The 18,453-nt window shown below is 70.5% G+C and carries 17 protein-coding genes; all 17 read left to right on the top strand.

Annotated elements, in window-relative coordinates; translation table 11 throughout:
* Positions 1 to 66: 66 nt before the first annotated feature.
* The 17 genes from ASF89_RS14225 (at position 67) to tyrS (ending at position 18,231) form a co-directional block, all read left to right on the top strand.
* Positions 67 to 891 (top strand): RNA methyltransferase, encoded by an 825-nt coding sequence (locus ASF89_RS14225; RefSeq protein WP_055794944.1) that lies wholly within the window; start codon positions 67 to 69, stop codon positions 889 to 891.
* A 108-nt stretch (positions 892 to 999) separates the two neighbouring features.
* A complete protein-coding gene (locus tag ASF89_RS14230) occupies positions 1,000 to 1,737 on the top strand; it encodes an amino acid ABC transporter ATP-binding protein (RefSeq protein ID WP_055816020.1) in 738 nt (245 codons plus the stop codon).
* Positions 1,738 to 1,836: 99 nt separating this feature from the next.
* The gene (locus ASF89_RS14235) at positions 1,837 to 2,706 is read left to right on the top strand and encodes a glutamate ABC transporter substrate-binding protein (RefSeq protein WP_055816023.1); all 870 of its coding nucleotides are present in this window, start codon (positions 1,837 to 1,839) and stop codon (positions 2,704 to 2,706) included.
* A gap of 100 nt (positions 2,707 to 2,806) precedes the next feature.
* Positions 2,807 to 3,472, top strand: coding sequence for an amino acid ABC transporter permease (locus ASF89_RS14240; protein ID WP_055794953.1), 666 nt, complete (start codon positions 2,807 to 2,809; stop codon positions 3,470 to 3,472).
* Positions 3,469 to 4,401: an amino acid ABC transporter permease gene (locus ASF89_RS14245; RefSeq protein WP_055816027.1), complete on the top strand. Its 933-nt coding sequence runs from the start codon at positions 3,469 to 3,471 to the stop codon at positions 4,399 to 4,401. The genes ASF89_RS14240 and ASF89_RS14245 overlap by 4 nt, the downstream gene beginning before the upstream one ends.
* 86 nt (positions 4,402 to 4,487) lie before the next feature.
* Positions 4,488 to 5,528, top strand: a complete 1,041-nt coding sequence (pheS, locus tag ASF89_RS14250; protein WP_055816031.1) for a phenylalanine--tRNA ligase subunit alpha — start codon at positions 4,488 to 4,490, stop codon at positions 5,526 to 5,528.
* Positions 5,528 to 8,020, top strand: coding sequence for a phenylalanine--tRNA ligase subunit beta (gene pheT, locus ASF89_RS14255; protein WP_055816034.1), 2,493 nt, complete (start codon positions 5,528 to 5,530; stop codon positions 8,018 to 8,020). The genes pheS and pheT overlap by 1 nt, the downstream gene beginning before the upstream one ends.
* A 58-nt stretch (positions 8,021 to 8,078) precedes the next feature.
* Positions 8,079 to 9,125, top strand: a complete 1,047-nt coding sequence (gene argC / locus ASF89_RS14260; RefSeq protein ID WP_055816038.1) for an N-acetyl-gamma-glutamyl-phosphate reductase — start codon at positions 8,079 to 8,081, stop codon at positions 9,123 to 9,125.
* Positions 9,122 to 10,279 carry a bifunctional glutamate N-acetyltransferase/amino-acid acetyltransferase ArgJ gene (argJ, locus tag ASF89_RS14265; protein ID WP_055816041.1) on the top strand — a complete coding sequence of 386 codons (1,158 nt, stop codon included), beginning with the start codon at positions 9,122 to 9,124 and terminating at the stop codon, positions 10,277 to 10,279. The genes argC and argJ overlap by 4 nt, the downstream gene beginning before the upstream one ends.
* Complete coding sequence (gene argB / locus ASF89_RS14270; protein WP_082490065.1) at positions 10,279 to 11,274, top strand: acetylglutamate kinase; 996 nt, start codon at positions 10,279 to 10,281, stop codon at positions 11,272 to 11,274. Before argJ ends, argB begins: the two co-directional genes overlap by 1 nt.
* Positions 11,275 to 11,276: 2 nt before the next feature.
* Positions 11,277 to 12,473 (top strand): acetylornithine transaminase, encoded by a 1,197-nt coding sequence (locus ASF89_RS14275; RefSeq protein ID WP_055794972.1) that lies wholly within the window; start codon positions 11,277 to 11,279, stop codon positions 12,471 to 12,473.
* Positions 12,470 to 13,390, top strand: coding sequence for an ornithine carbamoyltransferase (argF, locus tag ASF89_RS14280; protein WP_055794974.1), 921 nt, complete (start codon positions 12,470 to 12,472; stop codon positions 13,388 to 13,390). Before ASF89_RS14275 ends, argF begins: the two co-directional genes overlap by 4 nt.
* Before the next feature lie 106 nt (positions 13,391 to 13,496).
* On the top strand, positions 13,497 to 14,696 hold the full coding sequence (locus ASF89_RS14285; protein ID WP_055794977.1) for an argininosuccinate synthase: 1,200 nt from the start codon (positions 13,497 to 13,499) through the stop codon (positions 14,694 to 14,696).
* On the top strand, positions 14,696 to 16,144 hold the full coding sequence (argH, locus tag ASF89_RS14290) for an argininosuccinate lyase (protein ID WP_055816044.1): 1,449 nt from the start codon (positions 14,696 to 14,698) through the stop codon (positions 16,142 to 16,144). The genes ASF89_RS14285 and argH overlap by 1 nt, the downstream gene beginning before the upstream one ends.
* The gene (locus ASF89_RS16220) at positions 16,141 to 16,272 is read left to right on the top strand and encodes a hypothetical protein (RefSeq protein WP_255354993.1); all 132 of its coding nucleotides are present in this window, start codon (positions 16,141 to 16,143) and stop codon (positions 16,270 to 16,272) included. The genes argH and ASF89_RS16220 overlap by 4 nt, the downstream gene beginning before the upstream one ends.
* Positions 16,273 to 16,276: 4 nt before the next feature.
* Positions 16,277 to 16,921 carry a DNA-3-methyladenine glycosylase gene (locus ASF89_RS14295; RefSeq protein ID WP_055816048.1) on the top strand — a complete coding sequence of 215 codons (645 nt, stop codon included), beginning with the start codon at positions 16,277 to 16,279 and terminating at the stop codon, positions 16,919 to 16,921.
* Complete coding sequence (gene tyrS / locus ASF89_RS14300) at positions 16,918 to 18,231, top strand: tyrosine--tRNA ligase (protein ID WP_055816051.1); 1,314 nt, start codon at positions 16,918 to 16,920, stop codon at positions 18,229 to 18,231. The genes ASF89_RS14295 and tyrS overlap by 4 nt, the downstream gene beginning before the upstream one ends.
* Positions 18,232 to 18,453 lie beyond the last annotated feature (222 nt).

Consider the following 18,453-nt stretch of genomic DNA (forward strand, 5'->3'; position numbering starts at 1 on the left):
GACGGCATCGCCGTCCGGGCCGTCGTGCGTCCCGGCTCCCGAGGCCGGGTGGGGCATAGTGGAGGTGTGAGCACCTCCCTCCTCGACAACCCCCGATCGCCCCGCGTCCGCGCCGTGGCGAAGCTGGCCAAGCGCGACGCGCGCACCGACACCGGGTCGTTCCTGCTCGAGGGGCCCCAGGCGGTGTCCGAGGCGCTGGCCTTCCGACCCGAGCTGCTCGTCGAGCTCTTCGCGACGCCCACGGCCCTCGAGCGGCACCCGCAGGTCTCCGACGCAGCCCGCGAGGCTCAGCTCGACATCGAGTTCGTCAGCGAGGCCGTCATCGCCGTGATGGCCGACACGGTCACCCCCCAGGGCATCGTGGCCGTCTGCCGGCAGTTCCCGACCGCCGTCAAAGACGTCTTCGCCGACACGGGCCGGGGTGGTCCGCGTCTGATCGCGATCCTCGAGGAGGTCCGCGACCCGGGCAACGCCGGCACCATCATCCGCGCCGCCGACTCGGCCGGTGCCGACGCCGTCATCATGACCGGCCGCAGCGTCGACCTCTACAACCCCAAGGTGGTCCGTGCCACGACCGGGTCGCTCTTCCACGTGCCGGTCGCCGTCGGCGCCGACCTCGCGAGCGTCGTCGCGCGGTGCGCCGAGGCGGGCATCCAGGTCCTGGCGGCCGACGTCAAGGGCGACGACCTCCTCATGGCCCGCACCGAGGGGATCCTCTCCGCTCCCACCGCCTGGTTGTTCGGCAACGAGGCCCGCGGACTCACCGACGACGATCTCGCCCTGGCCGACCGTGCCGTCGTCGTGCCGATCTACGGGCACGCCGAGTCGATGAACCTCTCGACCGCCGCCTCGGTCTGCCTCTACGAGAGCGCATTCGCGCAGCGGAGCTGACGGCCAGGAGGCGCGGGCCGGCCAGGCGGCGCCGGCCGCGTCGTTTCGGTTGCGTTACGAATCCGCTGTGAATTTGCGCCCGCCAGACCCACCTGTTTGTGTGGACGCATGGAACCCCTCGTCGTCGTCGACCACGTCAACAAGCACTTCGGTGAACTGCACGTCCTGAAGGACATCACGACGACGGTCTCCCGAGGCGAGGTCGTGGTCGTCATCGGGCCGAGCGGCTCGGGCAAGTCCACGCTGTGCCGGGCCATCAACCGCCTCGAGACCATCGACGACGGCACGATCACCATCGACGGGACGCGCCTCCCCGACGAGGGCTCCGAACTGGCACGACTCCGGGCCGACGTCGGCATGGTCTTCCAGAGCTTCAACCTCTTCGCGCACAAGACGGTGCTCGAGAACGTCACGCTGGGGCAGATCAAGGTCCGCAAGCGCAGCAAGGCCGAGGCCGAGAAGCGAGCCATGGAGCTCCTCGAGCGGGTCGGCGTCGCGAATCAGGCTCAGAAGATGCCGTCGCAGCTCTCGGGCGGCCAGCAGCAGCGCGTGGCGATCGCCCGTGCCCTGGCGATGGATCCGAAGGTGATGCTCCTCGACGAGCCGACCAGCGCGCTCGACCCCGAGATGATCACCGAGGTCCTCGACGTCATGGTCCAGCTCGCCAAAGACGGCATGACTATGATCGTCGTCACCCACGAGATGGGCTTCGCCCGCAAGGCCGCCGACCGCGTCGTCTTCATGGCCGACGGCGAGATCGTCGAAGAGAGCACGCCCGAGCGGTTCTTCACGGCGCCGACGTCCGATCGGGCCCGCGACTTCCTGTCGAAGATCCTCACGCACTGATCGGCAGACCCCGTCGTCGCCGCGCGTCCGTCCTGCGGCGCGACCCCGGATCCCCCCGTCCGCCGATCGGCGTCCGGGTCACACAGCAAGGAGAACAGAATGCGACTCAGTAGAGGTTTCGTCGCCGTGGCCGCAGCAGCCGTCACGGTGCTCGGACTGTCGGCCTGCACCGACTCGGCCGCCCCCGAAAGCTCCGTCGAGGTCGAGGAGGTCTCCGACTTCGAAGACGGCACGACGATGGCCCGCCTCGCCGAGGCCGGCGAGATCACCATCGGCACCAAGTTCGACCAGCCCCTGTTCGGCCTCGACGACGGCTCCGGCAACCCGCAGGGCTTCGACGCCGAGATCGGCAAGCTCGTCGCGGCCAAGCTGGGCATCCCCGCCGACGGCATCACCTGGGTCGAGACGGTGTCCGCCAACCGCGAGCCCTTCATCCAGAACGGCGACGTCGATCTCGTCATCGCGACCTACACCATCAACGACGAGCGCAAGAAGGTCGTCTCGTTCGCGGGCCCCTACTACCAGGCCGGTCAGGACCTTCTGGTGCTCGAGGGCAACCCCGACGGCATCGAGGGCGCCGAGGACCTCGAGGGCAAGGCCGTCTGCACGGTCAGCGGCTCGACCAGCGAGGCCAACATCGCCGAGTACACGGACGACATCATCGCGACCGACACGTACTCGAACTGCCTCGAGCCCCTCCGCACCGGTGCTGTGGCGGCCGTGACGACCGACAACGTGATCCTGGCCGGTCTCGCCGACCAGAACGAGGGCGAGTTCGAGGTCGTCGGCGCGCCCTTCACCGAGGAGCCCTACGGCATCGGTCTCGCGCTCGACGACACCGACTTCCGCATGTTCATCAACGACACCCTCGAAGAGGCCGAAGACGACGGCACCTGGGACGAGCTCTGGGAGGCCACGGCCGGCGCCGTCCTCGAGACGCCCGAGCCCCCGGCGATCGACCGCTACTAGTCACCACCCCGGTGGGCACCGCGGCGCGAGTCGTCCGCGGTGCCCACCACCGCCTGCTGCCCTCTCGGCAGCCCTCTGACCTGGAGTCCCGGTGAACCCCTTGGACGTCATCCCCGGCTTCGACGCCGTGACCGAGAACTGGCCCCGCTTCTGGGGCGGGTTCGTCACGACGCTGCAGCTGCTGGCACTGTCCGCCGTCGGCGCGATCGTGATCGGCTTCGTCGTCGCGGCCCTGCGCATCTCGCCGGTCGCCTCGTTCCGGGTGTTCGCGACGGTCTACACCGAGGCGATCCGCAACATCCCCCTGACTCTCGTGCTGTTCTTCTGCGCGTTCGTCCTGCCCTACCTCGGCGTCGGCATCGGCTACTTCCCGCTGGCGGTGGTGGGTCTCACGCTCTACACGTCGCCGTTCGTCGCCGAAGCGGTCCGCTCCGGCGTCAACGGCGTGCCGGTCGGTCAGGCCGAGGCGGCCCGCAGCATCGGCCTCGGCTTCGCACAGACGCTCAGCCTCGTGATCATGCCGCAGGCCATCCGCATGGTGATCCCGCCGCTGATCAACGTCATCATCGCCCTCACGAAGAACACCTCGGTCGCCGGCGGCTTTTTCGTCGCCGAGCTGTTCGCGGCCGGACGGTTCATCGCCAACGACCGGGGCGACGCGGTCATCACGACGCTCGTGTCCGTCGCCGTGTTCTATCTGGTGGTCACCATCACGCTGGGTCGCGTCGCGGCTCTCGTCGAGAAGAAGGTCGCGGTCCTGCGATGAGCACGAACGTCCTCTACGACGCCCCCGGTCCCAAGGCCCGCCGCACGTCGCGCATCATCTCGGTGTTCGGCGTCGTCCTGGTGCTGGCCCTCGTCGCCTACCTCGTCTACCTGCTCGGGCGACCGCGCATCAGCGCCAACGGCGCCGTCACGGCGAGCGTGCTCGACCCGTCGCGCTGGGACATCATCCTCGACCGCAACCTGTGGCGGAACATCGCCGGCGGCTGGCTCGCGACCGTGCGGGCCGCGGCGGTGGCGAGCGTCCTGGCCGTCGCCATCGGCGTGCTGTTCTCGTTCCTCCGCACGGCACGCACCGCCTGGGTGCGGATCCCGACGACGATCGTCCTCGAGTTCTTCCGCGGCATGCCCGTGCTGCTGATGATGCTGTTCATCCTCCTCGTCTTCTCGACGGGAGCCTTCTGGGCGGTCGTGGCCGCCCTCGCCGTCTACAACGGCGCCCTCATCGGCGAGGCGCTCCGCTCGGGCATCGCCTCTCTGCCGAAGGGGCAGCGCGAGGCCGGCCTCGCCATCGGCCTCTCGCCCGTGCGCACCCGCTTCGCGATCGAGTTCCCGCAGGCGTTCCGGCAGATGCTGCCGATCATCCTGGCGCAGCTGGTGGTGCTCCTGAAAGACACCTCGCTCGGCTACATCGTGGGCTACGTCGAGCTGACACGTCGGGGTCTGAACCGTCTCGGCACCTCGTACGGCAGCAACTACACCTTCACCCTCTTCGCCGTGGTGCTCGTCGTCTATCTGCTGACGAACCTCGCGTTCTCGTACGTCGTGCGCGTCGTCGACCGGCGGACGGGGCGCCGCGGCGTGATGAAGAAGCCCCGCGGCGGCGGGCTCGGCGGCCCCGGGCTGCTGGCGCGCACCGGGCGTCCGTCCGTCGACGCGACGACCGGCGGCTCGCAGGCGACATCGACCTGAGTCCGTCCCCCTTCCGCCCCGTCGTGCCTCCCCGGACCCCCGAGGAGGCGCGGGTCGGCTCCCGACGATCGCTAAGCTTGGTTCTCGTGTCAGACTCCGTCCCCATCTCCGAAGACGCCGTCGCGTCGGCGGTCGACTCCGCTCTGGTCGCCCTGGCGACCGCGGCGTCCGTCGCCGAACTGAAGACCGCCCGTTCGCAGCACACCGGCGAGGCGTCCGTCCTCGCCCGGATGAACGCCGGGCTGCGCGATCTGCCGGGCGATCAGAAGGCCGCTGCGGGCAAGCTCGTCGGTCAGGCCCGGGGCCGGGTCAACCAGGCCGTCGCCGCACGCGAAGCCGAGCTGGTCGAGCTCGAAGAGGCCGCCCGTCTCGCCGACGAGGCCGTCGACGTCTCCGCGCTGCCGTCGCGTCGTCGGGCCGGCTCACGTCACCCGCTGGCGCTCCTGCAAGAGACCATGGTCGACCTGTTCGTCGGCATGGGCTGGGAGGTCTCCGAGGGGCCCGAGCTCGAGCACGAGTGGTTCAACTTCGACGCCCTGAACTTCGACGCCGATCACCCGGCGCGCGCCATGCAGGACACCTTCTTCGTCGATCCGGTCGACGAGCATCTCGTGCTCCGCACGCACACCTCGCCGGTGCAGATCCGGACGCTGCTCTCGAAGCAGCTCCCGGTGTACAACGTCGCCACGGGCCGCGTGTTCCGCACCGACGAGCTCGACGCGACGCACACGCCCGTCTTCACCCAGATCGAGGGCATCGCCATCGACAGGGGGCTGACCATGGCGAACCTGCGCGGCACGCTCGAGCACCTCGCCCGGTCGATGTTCGGCGCCGAGGCACAGATCCGTCTCCGCCCCAACTACTTCCCGTTCACCGAGCCGAGCGCCGAGATGGACGTCTGGCAGCCGAACGCCAAGGGCGGCGCCCGGTGGGTCGAGTGGGGCGGCTGCGGCATGGTCAACCCGAACGTCCTGCGAGCCGCGGGCATCGACCCCGACGAGTACCAGGGCTTCGCCTTCGGCATGGGCATCGAGCGCACGCTGCAGTTCCGCAACGACCTCAACGACATGCGCGACATGGTCGAGGGCGACGTCCGATTCAGCGAGCAGTTCGGGATGGTGGTCTGATGCGGGTTCCGATCAGTTGGCTCGGCGAGTGGGTCGACCTGCCGGGCGACGTCAGCCTCGAGCACGTCCACGCGGCGCTCGTCTCCGTGGGGTTCGAAGAAGAGGACGTCCACGTCGGCGACGTGACGGGTCCGCTCGTCGTCGGTCAGGTGCTCGAGCTCGTCCCCGAGCCCCAGAAGAACGGCAAGACCATCAACTGGTGCCAGGTGGCGGTCGGTCCCGACGACGTCCGCGGCATCGTCTGCGGCGCGCACAACTTCGTCGTCGGCGACAAGGTCGTGGTGTCGCTCCCGGGCGCCGTCCTGCCCGGGCCCTTCCCGATCGCCGCTCGCAAGACCTACGGCCACGTGTCCGACGGCATGATCGCCTCGACGCGCGAGCTGGGTCTCGGTGACGAGCACGACGGCATCCTCCTGCTCTCGTCGCTCGGACTCGACCCCGAGGTCGGCGCCGACGCCATCGCGCTGCTCGGCCTCGACGAGGCCGCCGTCGAGATCAACGTCACCCCCGACCGCGGCTACGCCTTCAGCATCCGGGGCGTCGCCCGCGAGTACTCCCATGCGACGGGCGCGACGTTCCGCGATCCGGCCGAGGCCGTGACGGTCGCGTCCGCCGACGGGTTCTCCGTCGACGTGCGCGACGAGGCCCCAGTGCGCGGCGCGGCGGCCGTCTCGACGTTCGTCACGCGGGTCGTCCGCGGCGTCGACGCCTCTCGTGCCACGCCGCCGTGGATGTCGGCGCGACTCCGGCTCGCCGGACTCCGCAGCGTCTCCCTGCCGGTGGACGTCACGAACTACGTCATGCTCGAGCTCGGTCAGCCGATCCACGGCTACGACCTCGGCACGCTCGACGGCGGCCTGACGGTCCGTCGTGCGGCTGCGGGCGAGCAGCTCCAGACGCTCGACGGCAAGACCCGGCGGCTCCACCCCGAAGACCTGGTCATCGCCGACACGTCGGGTGCCGTCGGTCTCGCCGGCGTCATGGGCGGCGCCCGCACCGAGATCACGACCGAGACGACCGACGTGCTCGTCGAGGCCGCCACGTTCGACCCCGTGTCGATCGCCCGATCCGCGCGTCGTCACAAGCTCCCGAGTGAGGCGTCGCGTCGCTTCGAGCGCGGCGTCGATCCTCGTGTCTCCGCACCCGCCGCGCAGCGCGTGGTCGACCTCCTCGTCGAGTGGGGCGGCGGAACGGCGGACGCCCTCGGGTCCGCGCTCGACTCGTCCGCCCCGTCTCCGGTCATCGCTCTGGCCGCCGAGCGCGCCTCCCGCCTGATCGGGGTCGACTACACGCCGACCGAGATCGTCGACGCGCTGACCTCGATCGGCGCCATGGTCGAGCAGACGACCGAGGGCTGGTCCGTCACGCCGCCGTCCTGGCGTCCGGATCTGACCGACGCGGCGACCCTCGTCGAAGAGGTCGCTCGCATCACCGGTTACGACCGCATCCCGTCCGTCCTGCCGGTCGCGCCTCCGGGCCGGGGTCTGACGCGTGAGCAGAAGCTCCGGCGCCAGGTCTCGTCGTCGCTCGCGGCCGCCGGCTCGACGGAGGTCGCGTCCTACCCGTTCGTCTCGTCCGAGCAGAACCGGGCCTTCGGCGGCCTCTCCGGCGAGAACGGACCCGGCGTCCGACTGGCGAACCCCCTCGACGTCGCGGCGCCCGAGCTGCGGCGATCGCTCGTCCCCGGGCTGCTCGAGATCGTCCGCCGCAACAGCTCACGCGGCCTCGTGGACCTCTCGGTCTTCGAGGCGGGCACGGTGTTCCTGCCCGAGGCCGGTCGCTCCTATGGCACGGCGGGCGTCCCCGCCGGCGCCGAGCGACCGTCCGACGAGGTCCTCGCATCGCTCGAGGCGAGCATCCCGCGTCAGCCGCGGCACCTCGCCGTCGTCGGAATCGGCCAGGCCATCGATCGTCAGCCCGGGCAGGCGGCCGTCGCGGCCTCGCTGGCCGACGTGCTCGACGACCTCCGCGCGGCCGTCCGCGCGGCCGGTGCCGAGGCCGTCTTCCGCCAGGGCTCCCACCCGTCGCTGCACCCGGGTCGCACCGCCGAGGTCGTCGTGGCGGGCGAGGTCGTGGGGTACGCCGGCGAGCTGCTGCCGCGTCGCGCCGCCGGCCTCGATCTGCCCCGGGTGGTCGCGGTCGGCGAGATCGACCTCGACCGGGTCATCGCGCTCGGCGACGTCGAGCTTCAGCCGTCTCCCATCTCGTCGTTCCCCGCCGCCACACAGGACCTCTCGCTGGTCGTGGGCGTCGATGTGCCCGCGGGCGAGGTCCTCGCCGTCGTCCGCGAGGGCGCCGGCGTGCTGCTCGAGACCGTCCGACTCGTCGACGACTACCGCGGCTCAGGTCTTCCCGACGCCTCGAAGTCCCTGACCTTCGCGCTGCGGTTCCGGGCCGACGACCGGACCCTCACCGCCGCCGAGGCGACCGAGGCCAAGCAGGGCGCCGTCCGTCTGGCCGGCGAGCGATTCGGGGCGGCGCTCCGCGACTGACACTCGCCAGGCGTCGCCGCCCCCGATCCTCGACCGAATCGAACATTAGGGTGGACCCATGCCTCATTCCGTTGCCGTCGCCGGCGCCAGCGGCTACGCCGGCGGCGAGCTGCTGCGGCTCCTCGCCGCGCATCCAGACTTCGAGGTGCGCACCGTCACCGCGTTCCAGAACGCCGGCCAGCCCCTCATCGCGCTGCAACCGCAGCTACGCTCTCTGGCGCATCTGACGCTCGTCGAGACGACGGCCGAGAATCTCGCCGGTCACGACGTCGTCTTCCTGGCCCTGCCGCACGGCAAGTCGGGTGCGATCACGGCCGACCTGCCGAGCGACACGCTGGTCGTCGACTGCGGCGCCGACCACCGACTGACCGACGAGGCCGACTGGGCCCGCTTCTACGGCACCGAGTTCTTCGGGGCGTGGGCCTACGGTCTGCCCGAGCTCGTGCACGCCGACGGCACGCGTCAGCGTGAGGCTCTCGTGGGCGGACGACGCATCGCCGCACCCGGCTGCAACGTCACCGCCATCACCCTCGCGCTCGCCCCGGCCGTCAGGGCCGGGCTGATCGAGACCACCGACATCGTGTCCGTGCTCGCGGTCGCGCCGTCCGGCGCGGGCAAGGCGCTCAAGCCGCATCTGCTCGCGAGCGAGATCATGGGCTCGGCGTCCGCGTACGGCGTCGGCGGCACGCACCGTCACGTCCCCGAGATCCGCCAGAACCTCCGGCTCGCCGGCGCGACCGAGGTGAGCATCTCGTTCACCCCGGTCCTCGTACCGATGTCGCGCGGCATCCTGGCGACCTCGACGGCCACGTTGTCTCCCGGCGTGAGCGAGAGCGACGTGCGCGCGGCGTACGAGATCGCCTACGCCGACGAACCCTTCGTGCACCTCCTGCCCGCGGGCCAGTTCCCGCGGACGGCCGACACGGTAGGCGCCAACACGGCCCTGATCGGTCTGGCGGTCGACGTCGACGCCGATCGGCTCGTCGTCGTCAGCGCGATCGACAACCTGGCGAAGGGCACGGCCGGAGCGGCCGTGCAGTCCGCCAACATCGCCCTCGGTCTCCCCGAGACCGCGGGCCTGACCGTGAACGGAGTCGCGCCGTGAGCGTCACCGCAGCCCAGGGGTTCGTCGCAGCCGGGGTGACCGCCGGCCTCAAGACGAGCGGACGTCCCGATGTGGCCCTCGTCGTGAACCGCGGGCGGCGCAAGAACGCGGCCGCGGTCTTCACGAGCAATCGGGCGAAGGCCCACCCCGTCCTCTGGTCTCAGCAGGTGATGGGCGATGGGATCGCCGAGGCCGTCGTCCTCAATTCCGGAGGCGCGAACTGCTTCACCGGGGCGTTCGGCTTCCAGACGACCCATGCCACGGCCGAGACCGTGGCCGGGGCGCTCGGGGTGTCGGCGGGCGACGTCGTGGTGTGCTCCACCGGCCTCATCGGGGTCGGCGACCAGATCTTCCGCGACAAGGTGCTCTCCGGCTCGATCGCTGCGGCGGGCGCGTTGTCCGACGACGGGGGACTCGCCGCGGCGACCGCGATCATGACCACCGACACCACGCCCAAGCAGTCGGTCGTCACCGGCGACGGCTGGGTCGTCGGCGGCATGGCCAAGGGAGCCGGCATGCTGGCGCCGGGGTTGGCGACCATGCTCGTCGTCCTGACGACCGACGCCGATGTGACCTCCGCTGGCCTCGACGACGCGCTGCGCGCCGCCACGAGGGTGACCTTCGACCGTCTCGACTCCGACGGCTGCATGTCGACGAACGACACGGTGGTGCTCCTCGCGAGCGGCGAGTCCGGCGTCGAACCCGAGCCCGAGGCCTTCCGCGCGGCCGTCACCGAGCTCTGCGCCGACCTGGCCGAGCAGCTCCAAGCCGACGCCGAGGGCGCGTCGCACGACATCCGCATCGAGATCGTCGGAGCCGCGAGCGACGACGACGCCGTCGAGGTCGGCCGGTCGATCGCGCGCAACAACCTGTTCAAGGCCGCCGTGTTCGGCAACGATCCCAACTGGGGTCGAGTCCTGGCGGCTATCGGCACGACGTCCGCCGCCTTCGACCCTTACGACGTCGACGTCTCCATGAACGGCGTCCGCGTCTGCCACGCGGGTGCGCCCGACGAGCCGAGCGAGGGCGTCGATCTGACGCCGAGGGCCGTGCACGTGCTCGTCGACCTCAAGTCGGGCGACGCCGAGGCGACGATCCTCACGAACGACCTCACGCACGACTACGTGCACGAGAACAGCGCGTACTCCAGCTGATGGCGACCCCTGACGTGGTGCACAGCGACGAGCAGGAGCTCGCCGCCGTCAAGGCCGCCACCCTCATCGAGTCCCTCCCGTGGGTGAAGCGATTCTCGGGCACGGTCGTCGTCGTCAAGTTCGGCGGCAACGCCATGGTGGACGATGCGCTGAAGCGCGCCTTCGCGGAAGACATGGTCTATCTCCGCTACGCGGGGCTGTTCCCGGTCGTCGTGCACGGCGGTGGGCCGCAGATCTCCGCCGCTCTGGCCGCCGCCGGCATCCCGAGCGAGTTCCGCGGGGGCTACCGCTACACCAGCACCGAGGCGATCTCGGTCGTCCGCGATGTGCTGGCCGGTGAGGTCAACCGCGAGATCGTCGAGCTGATCAACGAGCACGGCGATCTGGCGCGAGGGGTCTCCGGCGACGACAGCACGCTCTTCGAGGGCCGCCGCCGCGGAGCCGTCATCGACGGCGAGACCTTCGATCTCGGTCACGTCGGCGACATCACCGAGGTCGATCCGACCGCCGTGCTCGACGAGATCGCGGCGGGGCGGATCCCCGTCGTGTCGTCCATCGCCACGAACGAGGCGAACCCCGAGTCGGCGCTGAACGTCAACGCCGACGCCGCGGCCGGCGCCCTGGCGATCGCCCTCGGCGCCGCGAAGCTCGTCATGCTGACCGACGTACCCGGGCTGTACAGCGACTGGCCGAACCGCGAGTCCCTCGTCGCGGCCATCACCGTGTCCGCCCTCACCGACCTCCTGCCGTCGCTCGAATCGGGCATGATCCCGAAGATGACCGCGTGCCTCGAGTCGGTGGTCGGCGGCGTCGGGGGAGCGACCATCATCGACGGGCGCATCCCGCATTCGATCCTCCTCGAGGTCTTCACCCAGCGCGGGTCGGGCACCGAGGTCATCCCCGACGACCGGGCGGCGTCGTACGGCGCCCCCGTCGTCACCTCCATGAACACCACCACCGTCGACGACGGTGCCGAGAAGGAAGGACAGTCGTGACCATGATCCAGACCCAAGGCGGTACCTGGCAGCGCCGATTCGGCGACTCGTTGATGGGCTCGCTGTCCACTCCGAAGGTGATGCTCTCGCACGGCGAGGGCTGCCAGGTGTTCGACGTGGACGGCAAGCGCTATCTCGACTTCCTGGCCGGGATCGCCGTCAACGCGCTCGGCCACGCGCATCCGGTCCTCGTCGAGGCGCTGTCGAGGCAGGCCGCGTCGATCATCCACGTGTCGAACTACTTCGCCACCGAGCCGCAGCTCGAGCTGGCCGAACGGCTCAAGCGGATCACGGGGGCCGGCGACGCCGGTCGCGTGTTCTTCGGCAACAGCGGCGCCGAGGCGAACGAGGCCGCCTTCAAGCTCGCTCGTCTGAATCGCGGCGACGGGTCGAAGACCCGCATCCTCGCGTTGCAGAGCTCGTTCCACGGCCGGACGATGGGGTCGCTGGCCCTGACCGGCAAGCCCGCCCTGCGCGAGCCCTTCGAGCCCATGGTCCCCGGGGTCGAGCACATCGACACCACCGTCGAGGCGCTCGAGGCGGCCTTCGACGACCACGTCGCCGCGATCTTCATCGAGCCCATCAAGGGCGAGGCCGGAGTCCTCGACCTGCCCGAGGGGTTCCTCGAGAGGGCCCGCGAGCTCTCCACCCGGCATGGCGCCCTTCTCATCCTCGACGAGATCCAGACCGGCGTCGGTCGCACGGGCTCGTGGTTCGCGTTCCAGCAGTTCGACGTCGTCCCCGACGCGATCACGATCGCGAAGGGCATCGCGGGCGGTGTGCCCATCGGGGCGCTGGTCACGTTCGGCGCCGCGTCGGCGCTGTTCGAGGCGGGGCAGCACGGGACGACCTTCGGTGGCAACCCGCTGGCGACGGCGGCAGCCGATGCGGTGCTCCGCGAGATCGAGGACTCGGGGCTCATCGTCAACGCGGTGGTGCAGGGCGACCGACTCCGCGCTGCTCTGACCGCACTCGACTCGCCGCTGATCGGCGAGATCCGCGGGCGCGGGCTGCTGATCGGGCTGGGTCTGACCCAGCCCGTCGCCGCGCAGCTCGCGGCGGCGGCGCTCGACGCCGGTCTCATCATCAACGCGCCGAACGATTCGAGCATCCGTCTGGCACCGCCCCTCATCGTGGGCGACGCCGAGGTCGACGAGTTCGTCGCCCTCTTCGCCTCCGTCCTGAAAGGTCTCGCATGACCCGCCACTTCCTCCGCGACGACGACCTCAGCCCCGCCGAGCTCATCGAGGTCCTCGACCTCGCCGACGAGCTCAAGGCCGATCGGTGGTCCCGTCGCCCCCTCGAGGGCCCGCAGACGGTCGCCGTGATCTTCGACAAGTCGTCCACCCGGACCCGGGTCTCGTTCGCGGTGGGCATCGCCGATCTCGGGGGCAGCCCGCTGATCATCGCGACGGCCAACAGCCAGCTGGGCGGCAAGGAGACTCCGTCCGACACGGCGCGGGTCCTCGAGCGCATGGTGTCGGCCATCGTGTGGCGCACCTACGCCCAGTCCGGTCTCGAAGAGATGGCTGCCGGCACGACCGTCCCGGTCGTCAACGCGCTCAGCGACGACTTCCACCCCTGCCAGCTCCTCGCCGATCTGCAGACGATCCGCGAGAAGAAGGGTGCGCTCGCCGGGCTGACGGTCGCCTTCGTCGGCGACGGTCGCTGCAACATGGGCCAGTCGTACCTCCTCGCCGGCGCCACGGCCGGCATGCACGTCCGGATCGGAGCACCCGAGGGGTTCCAGCCCGACGAGGCCGTCGTCCGCGACGCCGAGCGCATCGCGATCGGCACGGGCGGCTCCGTGCAGGTCACCGCCGACGTGCACGAGGCGGTCGCCGGTGCCGACGTCGTCGTCACCGACACCTGGGTCTCGATGGGCAAGGAGGACGAGAAGGAGGCGCGGGTCGCCGTCTTCGGCGACTTCAAGGTCGACCGGGCCCTCATGGCCGAGGCCGACGACGACGCGATCTTCCTGCACTGCCTCCCCGCCGACCGCGGCTACGAGGTCGAGACCGAGGTCATCGACGGCCCGACCAGCGTCATCTGGGACGAAGCGGAGAACCGCGTCCACGCCCAGAAGGCTCTGCTCACCTGGCTGCTCGAGCACTAGCCCTCGACGGGCCGCGGTCGCTCGGCGACCGCTCCAGAACGACCCGGTGGCCCGGTCTCGGCCGGGCCACCGGCCCCGCACACCCCACAACGAACCAAGGAGAACCATGACGGAACGCGTCGTCCTCGCATACTCGGGAGGCCTGGACACCTCTGTCGGCATCGGCTGGCTCGCCGACGCCACGGGCAAGGAGGTCGTGGCTCTGGCCGTCGACGTCGGACAGGGCGGGGAGGACATGGACGACATCCGTCAGCGTGCCCTCGACTGCGGCGCCGTCGAGTCGGTCGTCGTCGACGCCAAGGAGGAGTTCGGGCGCGACTACCTGATGCCCGCGCTCAAGGCGAACGCCATGTACCAGAAGACCTACCCTCTGGTCAGCGCGCTGAGCCGTCCGTTGATCGCCCGCCACCTCGCCCGCGTGGCGAAGGAGCTCGGCGCCGACAGCGTCGCCCACGGCTGCACCGGCAAGGGCAACGACCAGGTCCGCTTCGAGGCGGCCGTCGCGGCGCTCGCTCCCGACCTCACGAGCATCGCCCCGGTGCGCGACCTCGCCCTGACGCGCGACAAGGCGATCGTCTACGCCGAGCAGCACAACCTGCCGATCCGCCAGAGCGCGGCCAATCCGTACTCGATCGACAAGAACGTCTGGGGTCGCGCCGTCGAGACCGGATTCCTCGAGGACCCCTGGAACCCGCCGATCGAAGATCTGTACGAGTACACCCAGGACCCTTCGGTCATCAAGCCGGCGGACGAGGTCGTCGTCACCTTCGAGGCGGGCGTCCCCGTCGCGATCGACGGCGTGGCGTACACGCCGCTCGGCATCGTCGAGAAGATGAACGAGCTCGCCGGTGCCCACGGCGTCGGTCGCATCGACGTCGTCGAGGATCGCCTCGTCGGGATCAAGAGCCGCGAGGTCTACGAGGCGCCCGGCGCGATCGCCCTCATCCAGGCGCACGAGGCGCTCGAGGCCCTCACCATCGAGCGCGACCTCGGTCGCTACAAGCGCGGCGTCGAGGCCGAATGGTCGAACCTCGTCTACGACGGTCTGTGGTTCTCGGGTCTCAAGCGCTCGCTCGACGTCTTCATCGACGACACCCAGCGCTACGTCTCGGGCGACATCCGCCTGAAGCTGCAGGGCGGTCGTGCCGTGGTGACCGGACAGAAGAGCGACTCGAGCCTCTACGACTTCGATCTCGCCACCTACGACACCGGCGACACCTTCGACCAGTCCCTGTCGAAGGGGTTCATCGAGATCTGGTCGCTGCCGAGCAAGATCTCGGCGCGCCGCGACCTGGCGCAGCAGTAGTGGCGGACGACACGACGTCGAACCAGCGCGCGGGCGAGGCGGGCGCCCTGTGGGGCGGCCGCTTCGCCTCCGGGCCGTCGGCCGAGCTCACGGCGTTGAGCAGGTCGACCCAGTTCGACTGGCAGCTGGCGCCGTACGACATCGCCGGGTCACGGGCGCACGCGCGGGCTCTGGCCTCTGCCGGCTACCTCACCGACGACGAGCTCACGTCGATGCTCGGGGGGCTCGATCGACTCGAGTCCGACGTGGCCGAGGGGACCTTCGTCGCGGCGGACGGCGATGAGGACGTCCACTCGGCGCTCGAACGGGGCCTCATCGGCATCGCGGGCGTCGAGCTCGGCGGCAAGCTCCGCGCCGGGCGCAGCCGCAACGACCAGATCGCCACCCTCGTGCGGCTGTACCTCCGCGACCACGCCGTGTCGATCGCGCGTCTCGTCGTCGACCTGGTCGATGCGATCGCCGCGCAGGCGAGCGCGCATCCGACGGCCGTCATGCCCGGACGCACGCACCTCCAGCACGCCCAACCCGTCCTCCTCGCCCACCATCTGCTGGCGCACGCGTGGCCGCTCGTCCGCGACCTCGAGCGTCTCCGCGACTGGTCGCACCGGGCATCGGCCTCGCCCTACGGGGCCGGCGCCCTGGCCGGGAGCTCCCTCGGCCTCGACCCCGTGCAGGTGGCCCGCGACCTCGGGTTCGACCGCACGACCGAGAACTCGATCGACGCGACGGCCAGTCGCGATGTCGTGGCCGAGTTCGCCTTCGTGGCGGCGTCGATCGGCATCGACCTCTCGAGGCTCTCGGAGGAGATCATCCTCTGGTCGACGCGGGAGTTCGGCTTCGTCCGGCTGCACGACGCGTTCTCGACCGGGTCGTCGATCATGCCGCAGAAGAAGAACCCGGACATCGCTGAGCTCGCGCGGGGCAAGTCGGGTCGCCTCATCGGCAATCTGACGGGACTCCTGGCGACGCTGAAGGGTCTCCCTCTGGCGTACAACCGCGATCTGCAGGAGGACAAGGAGCCCGTCTTCGACTCGGTCACCCAACTCGAGGTGCTGCTGCCCGCCTTCACGGGACTCGTGGCCACGCTCCAGTTCGACGAGCAGCGGATGGCCGAGCTGGCGCCCCAGGGGTTCTCGTTGGCCACCGATGTCGCGGAGTGGCTCGTCCGTCAGGGGGTGAGCTTCCGCGACGCTCACGAGATCAGCGGCAAGCTCGTCCGGTTCTGCGAGGAGCACGGGCTCGAGCTCCACGAGCCGACCGACGAGCAGTACACCTCGGTGTCACCGCATCTGACGGCCGAGATCCGACCGGTCCTGACCGTCGAGGGCTCCATCGCGAGCCGACGCGGTGCCGGCGGCACGGCTCCCGAGCGGGTGGCCGAGCAGCTCGAGGCACTCACCGCGAGGGTCGCCGGGCTCGCCCGCGAACTCGACCCGAGGGCGTCGTGAGCGATCGCCGCCCTCCCGAGCCGCCGCGGCGACGGGCCTGGCTCCTGCCCGTCGTCGTCGCGGTGAGCGTCGTCGTCCTGGTGGCCGTCGTGGTCATCGTGGTGACCACGGGCCAGGACTTCTTCTAGGCCCATGACGTCGACCCCGCCCGACGAGGCGACCCGACTGATGTCGGGAGCGGCCCTCGAGGTGGCACCGCGCCTCCTCGGATCCGTCGTCCGGGTGGGCGGGGTCGCCGTCCGGGTGACCGAGGTCGAGGCGTATCTCGGCACGGCGGGTGACCCGGGGTCGCATGCGCATCGAGGCAGGACCGCACGGAACGCCAGCATGTTCGGACCCGGCGGCACGGTCTACGTGTACCTCTCGTACGGGATCCATCGCTGCGTCAACCTGGTCTGCGGCCCGGAGGGCGAGGCCTCGGGTCTGCTGCTCCGCGCGGGGGAGGTGGTCGAGGGCGTCGAGACGGCGCGCGCGCGACGACCGACCTCGCGCGGGGACGTCGACCTGGCGAGGGGGCCCGGGAGGCTCGGGTCGGCCCTCGGCATCGACCTCGCCGACGACGGCACCCGTCTCGGAGTCGGACGGCTGTCGCTCGACGTGCGTCCCGGACCGGCACCGGCGATCGAGACCGGTCCGAGAGTCGGCGTCTCGGGGGAGGCGGGCGGCGACCGCTACCCCTGGAGGTTCTGGATCGCGGGCGACGCCACGGTCTCGGCCTATCGTGCGGCCGTCCGTCGGGCGAGGCCAGCCTCCGACGCTGGTAGCGTTCTCGGGTGACCAGTGAATCGACCGCCGACGTCCTGGCCGGCCAGCGCAACGATCCGTCGTTCGACGACGTGTGGAGCGAGCTCGTCTGGCGTGGTCTCGTCCACGTCTCGACCGACGCCGATGCCCTGAAGACCCTCCTCGCCGGTCCGCCGATCACGTACTACTGCGGCTTCGACCCGACCGCGCCGAGTCTGCACCTCGGCAACCTCGTGCAGCTGCTGACCATGCGTCGTCTGCAGCTGGCCGGTCACCGTCCGCTCGGTCTCGTCGGGGGGTCGACGGGTCTCATCGGCGATCCGCGTCCGACCGCCGAACGCGTGCTCAAGACACCCGAGCAGACCGCCGAGTGGGTCGAGAGCATCCGCGCGCACGTCGAGAAGTTCCTGGCCCCCGAGGGCGAGAACGGTCTGCGGGTCGTCAACAACCTGGACTGGACCGCTCCGCTCAGCGCGATCGAGTTCCTCCGCGACATCGGGAAGAACTTCCGTGTCAACACCATGTTGAAGAAGGACGCCGTGAGCGCCCGACTCAGCAGCGACGCCGGCATCAGCTACACCGAGTTCAGCTACCAGATCCTCCAGGGTCTCGACTTCCGTCAGCTGTACCGCGAGTACGACTGCGTGCTGCAGACCGGCGGCAGCGATCAGTGGGGCAACCTGACCAGCGGCACCGAGCTCATCCGTCGCACCGAGGGGGTCGCCGTCCACGCGATCGGCACGCCCCTCATCACGAACAGCGACGGCACCAAGTTCGGGAAGAGCGAGGGCAACGCGGTCTGGCTCGACGCCGACCTGACGAGCCCCTACGCGATGTACCAGTTCTGGCTCAACACCGACGACGCCGATGTGATCCCGCGCCTGAAGGTCTTCACGTTCCTCGATCGAGCCGAGATCGAACGACTCGAGGCGGTCGTGGCGGAGCGTCCGTTCGCCCGGGAGGCGCAGCGGACCCTGGCGTGGGAAGTCACCCGGCTGGTCCACGGCGACGCCGCCGCCCGCTCGACGATCGACGCCGCGGCCGCGCTCTTCGGGAACGGCGACCTCGCCGCACTCGACGGCGTCACCCTCCGCAGCGCGTTGGCCGAACTGCCGAGTGCAGAGATCGACCACGGGGCGACCGTCGCGCAGGCCCTGGTGGAGACCGGTCTGGTCTCATCGCTCGGTGCCGCGCGACGTGCAGCGAGCGAGGGCGGGGTGTACCTGAACAACGAGCGGGTGACCGAGGGCGATGCCCCGATCTCGGGGTCGCTGCTCGCCGGCGGCGTCGCCATCCTCCGCCGGGGGAAGAAGACCCTCGCCGGTGTGACCCTGCGCGACTGAGCACCGAACCCGAGTCGATCGAGGCCCGTGTCCCTTCCGGGGGCGCGGGCCTCGTCGTCTGCGGGGGAGGGGGACGCCCGAACAGCCCCCTTCGAAGGTGCGCGTCGTCGTGTCCACGTGCCCCTCCGCGGCCGTGTGTGGCTGTGTGGGGGCCGATCGGCTTGTTTTCGGGCTTTTTGGGTGCGACACGCCCGGGATGCGTGGAGGTTTGGACGTGTGGGC

It is taken from the genome of Frigoribacterium sp. Leaf172 (assembly GCF_001424285.1).
Lineage (GTDB): Bacteria > Actinomycetota > Actinomycetes > Actinomycetales > Microbacteriaceae > Frigoribacterium.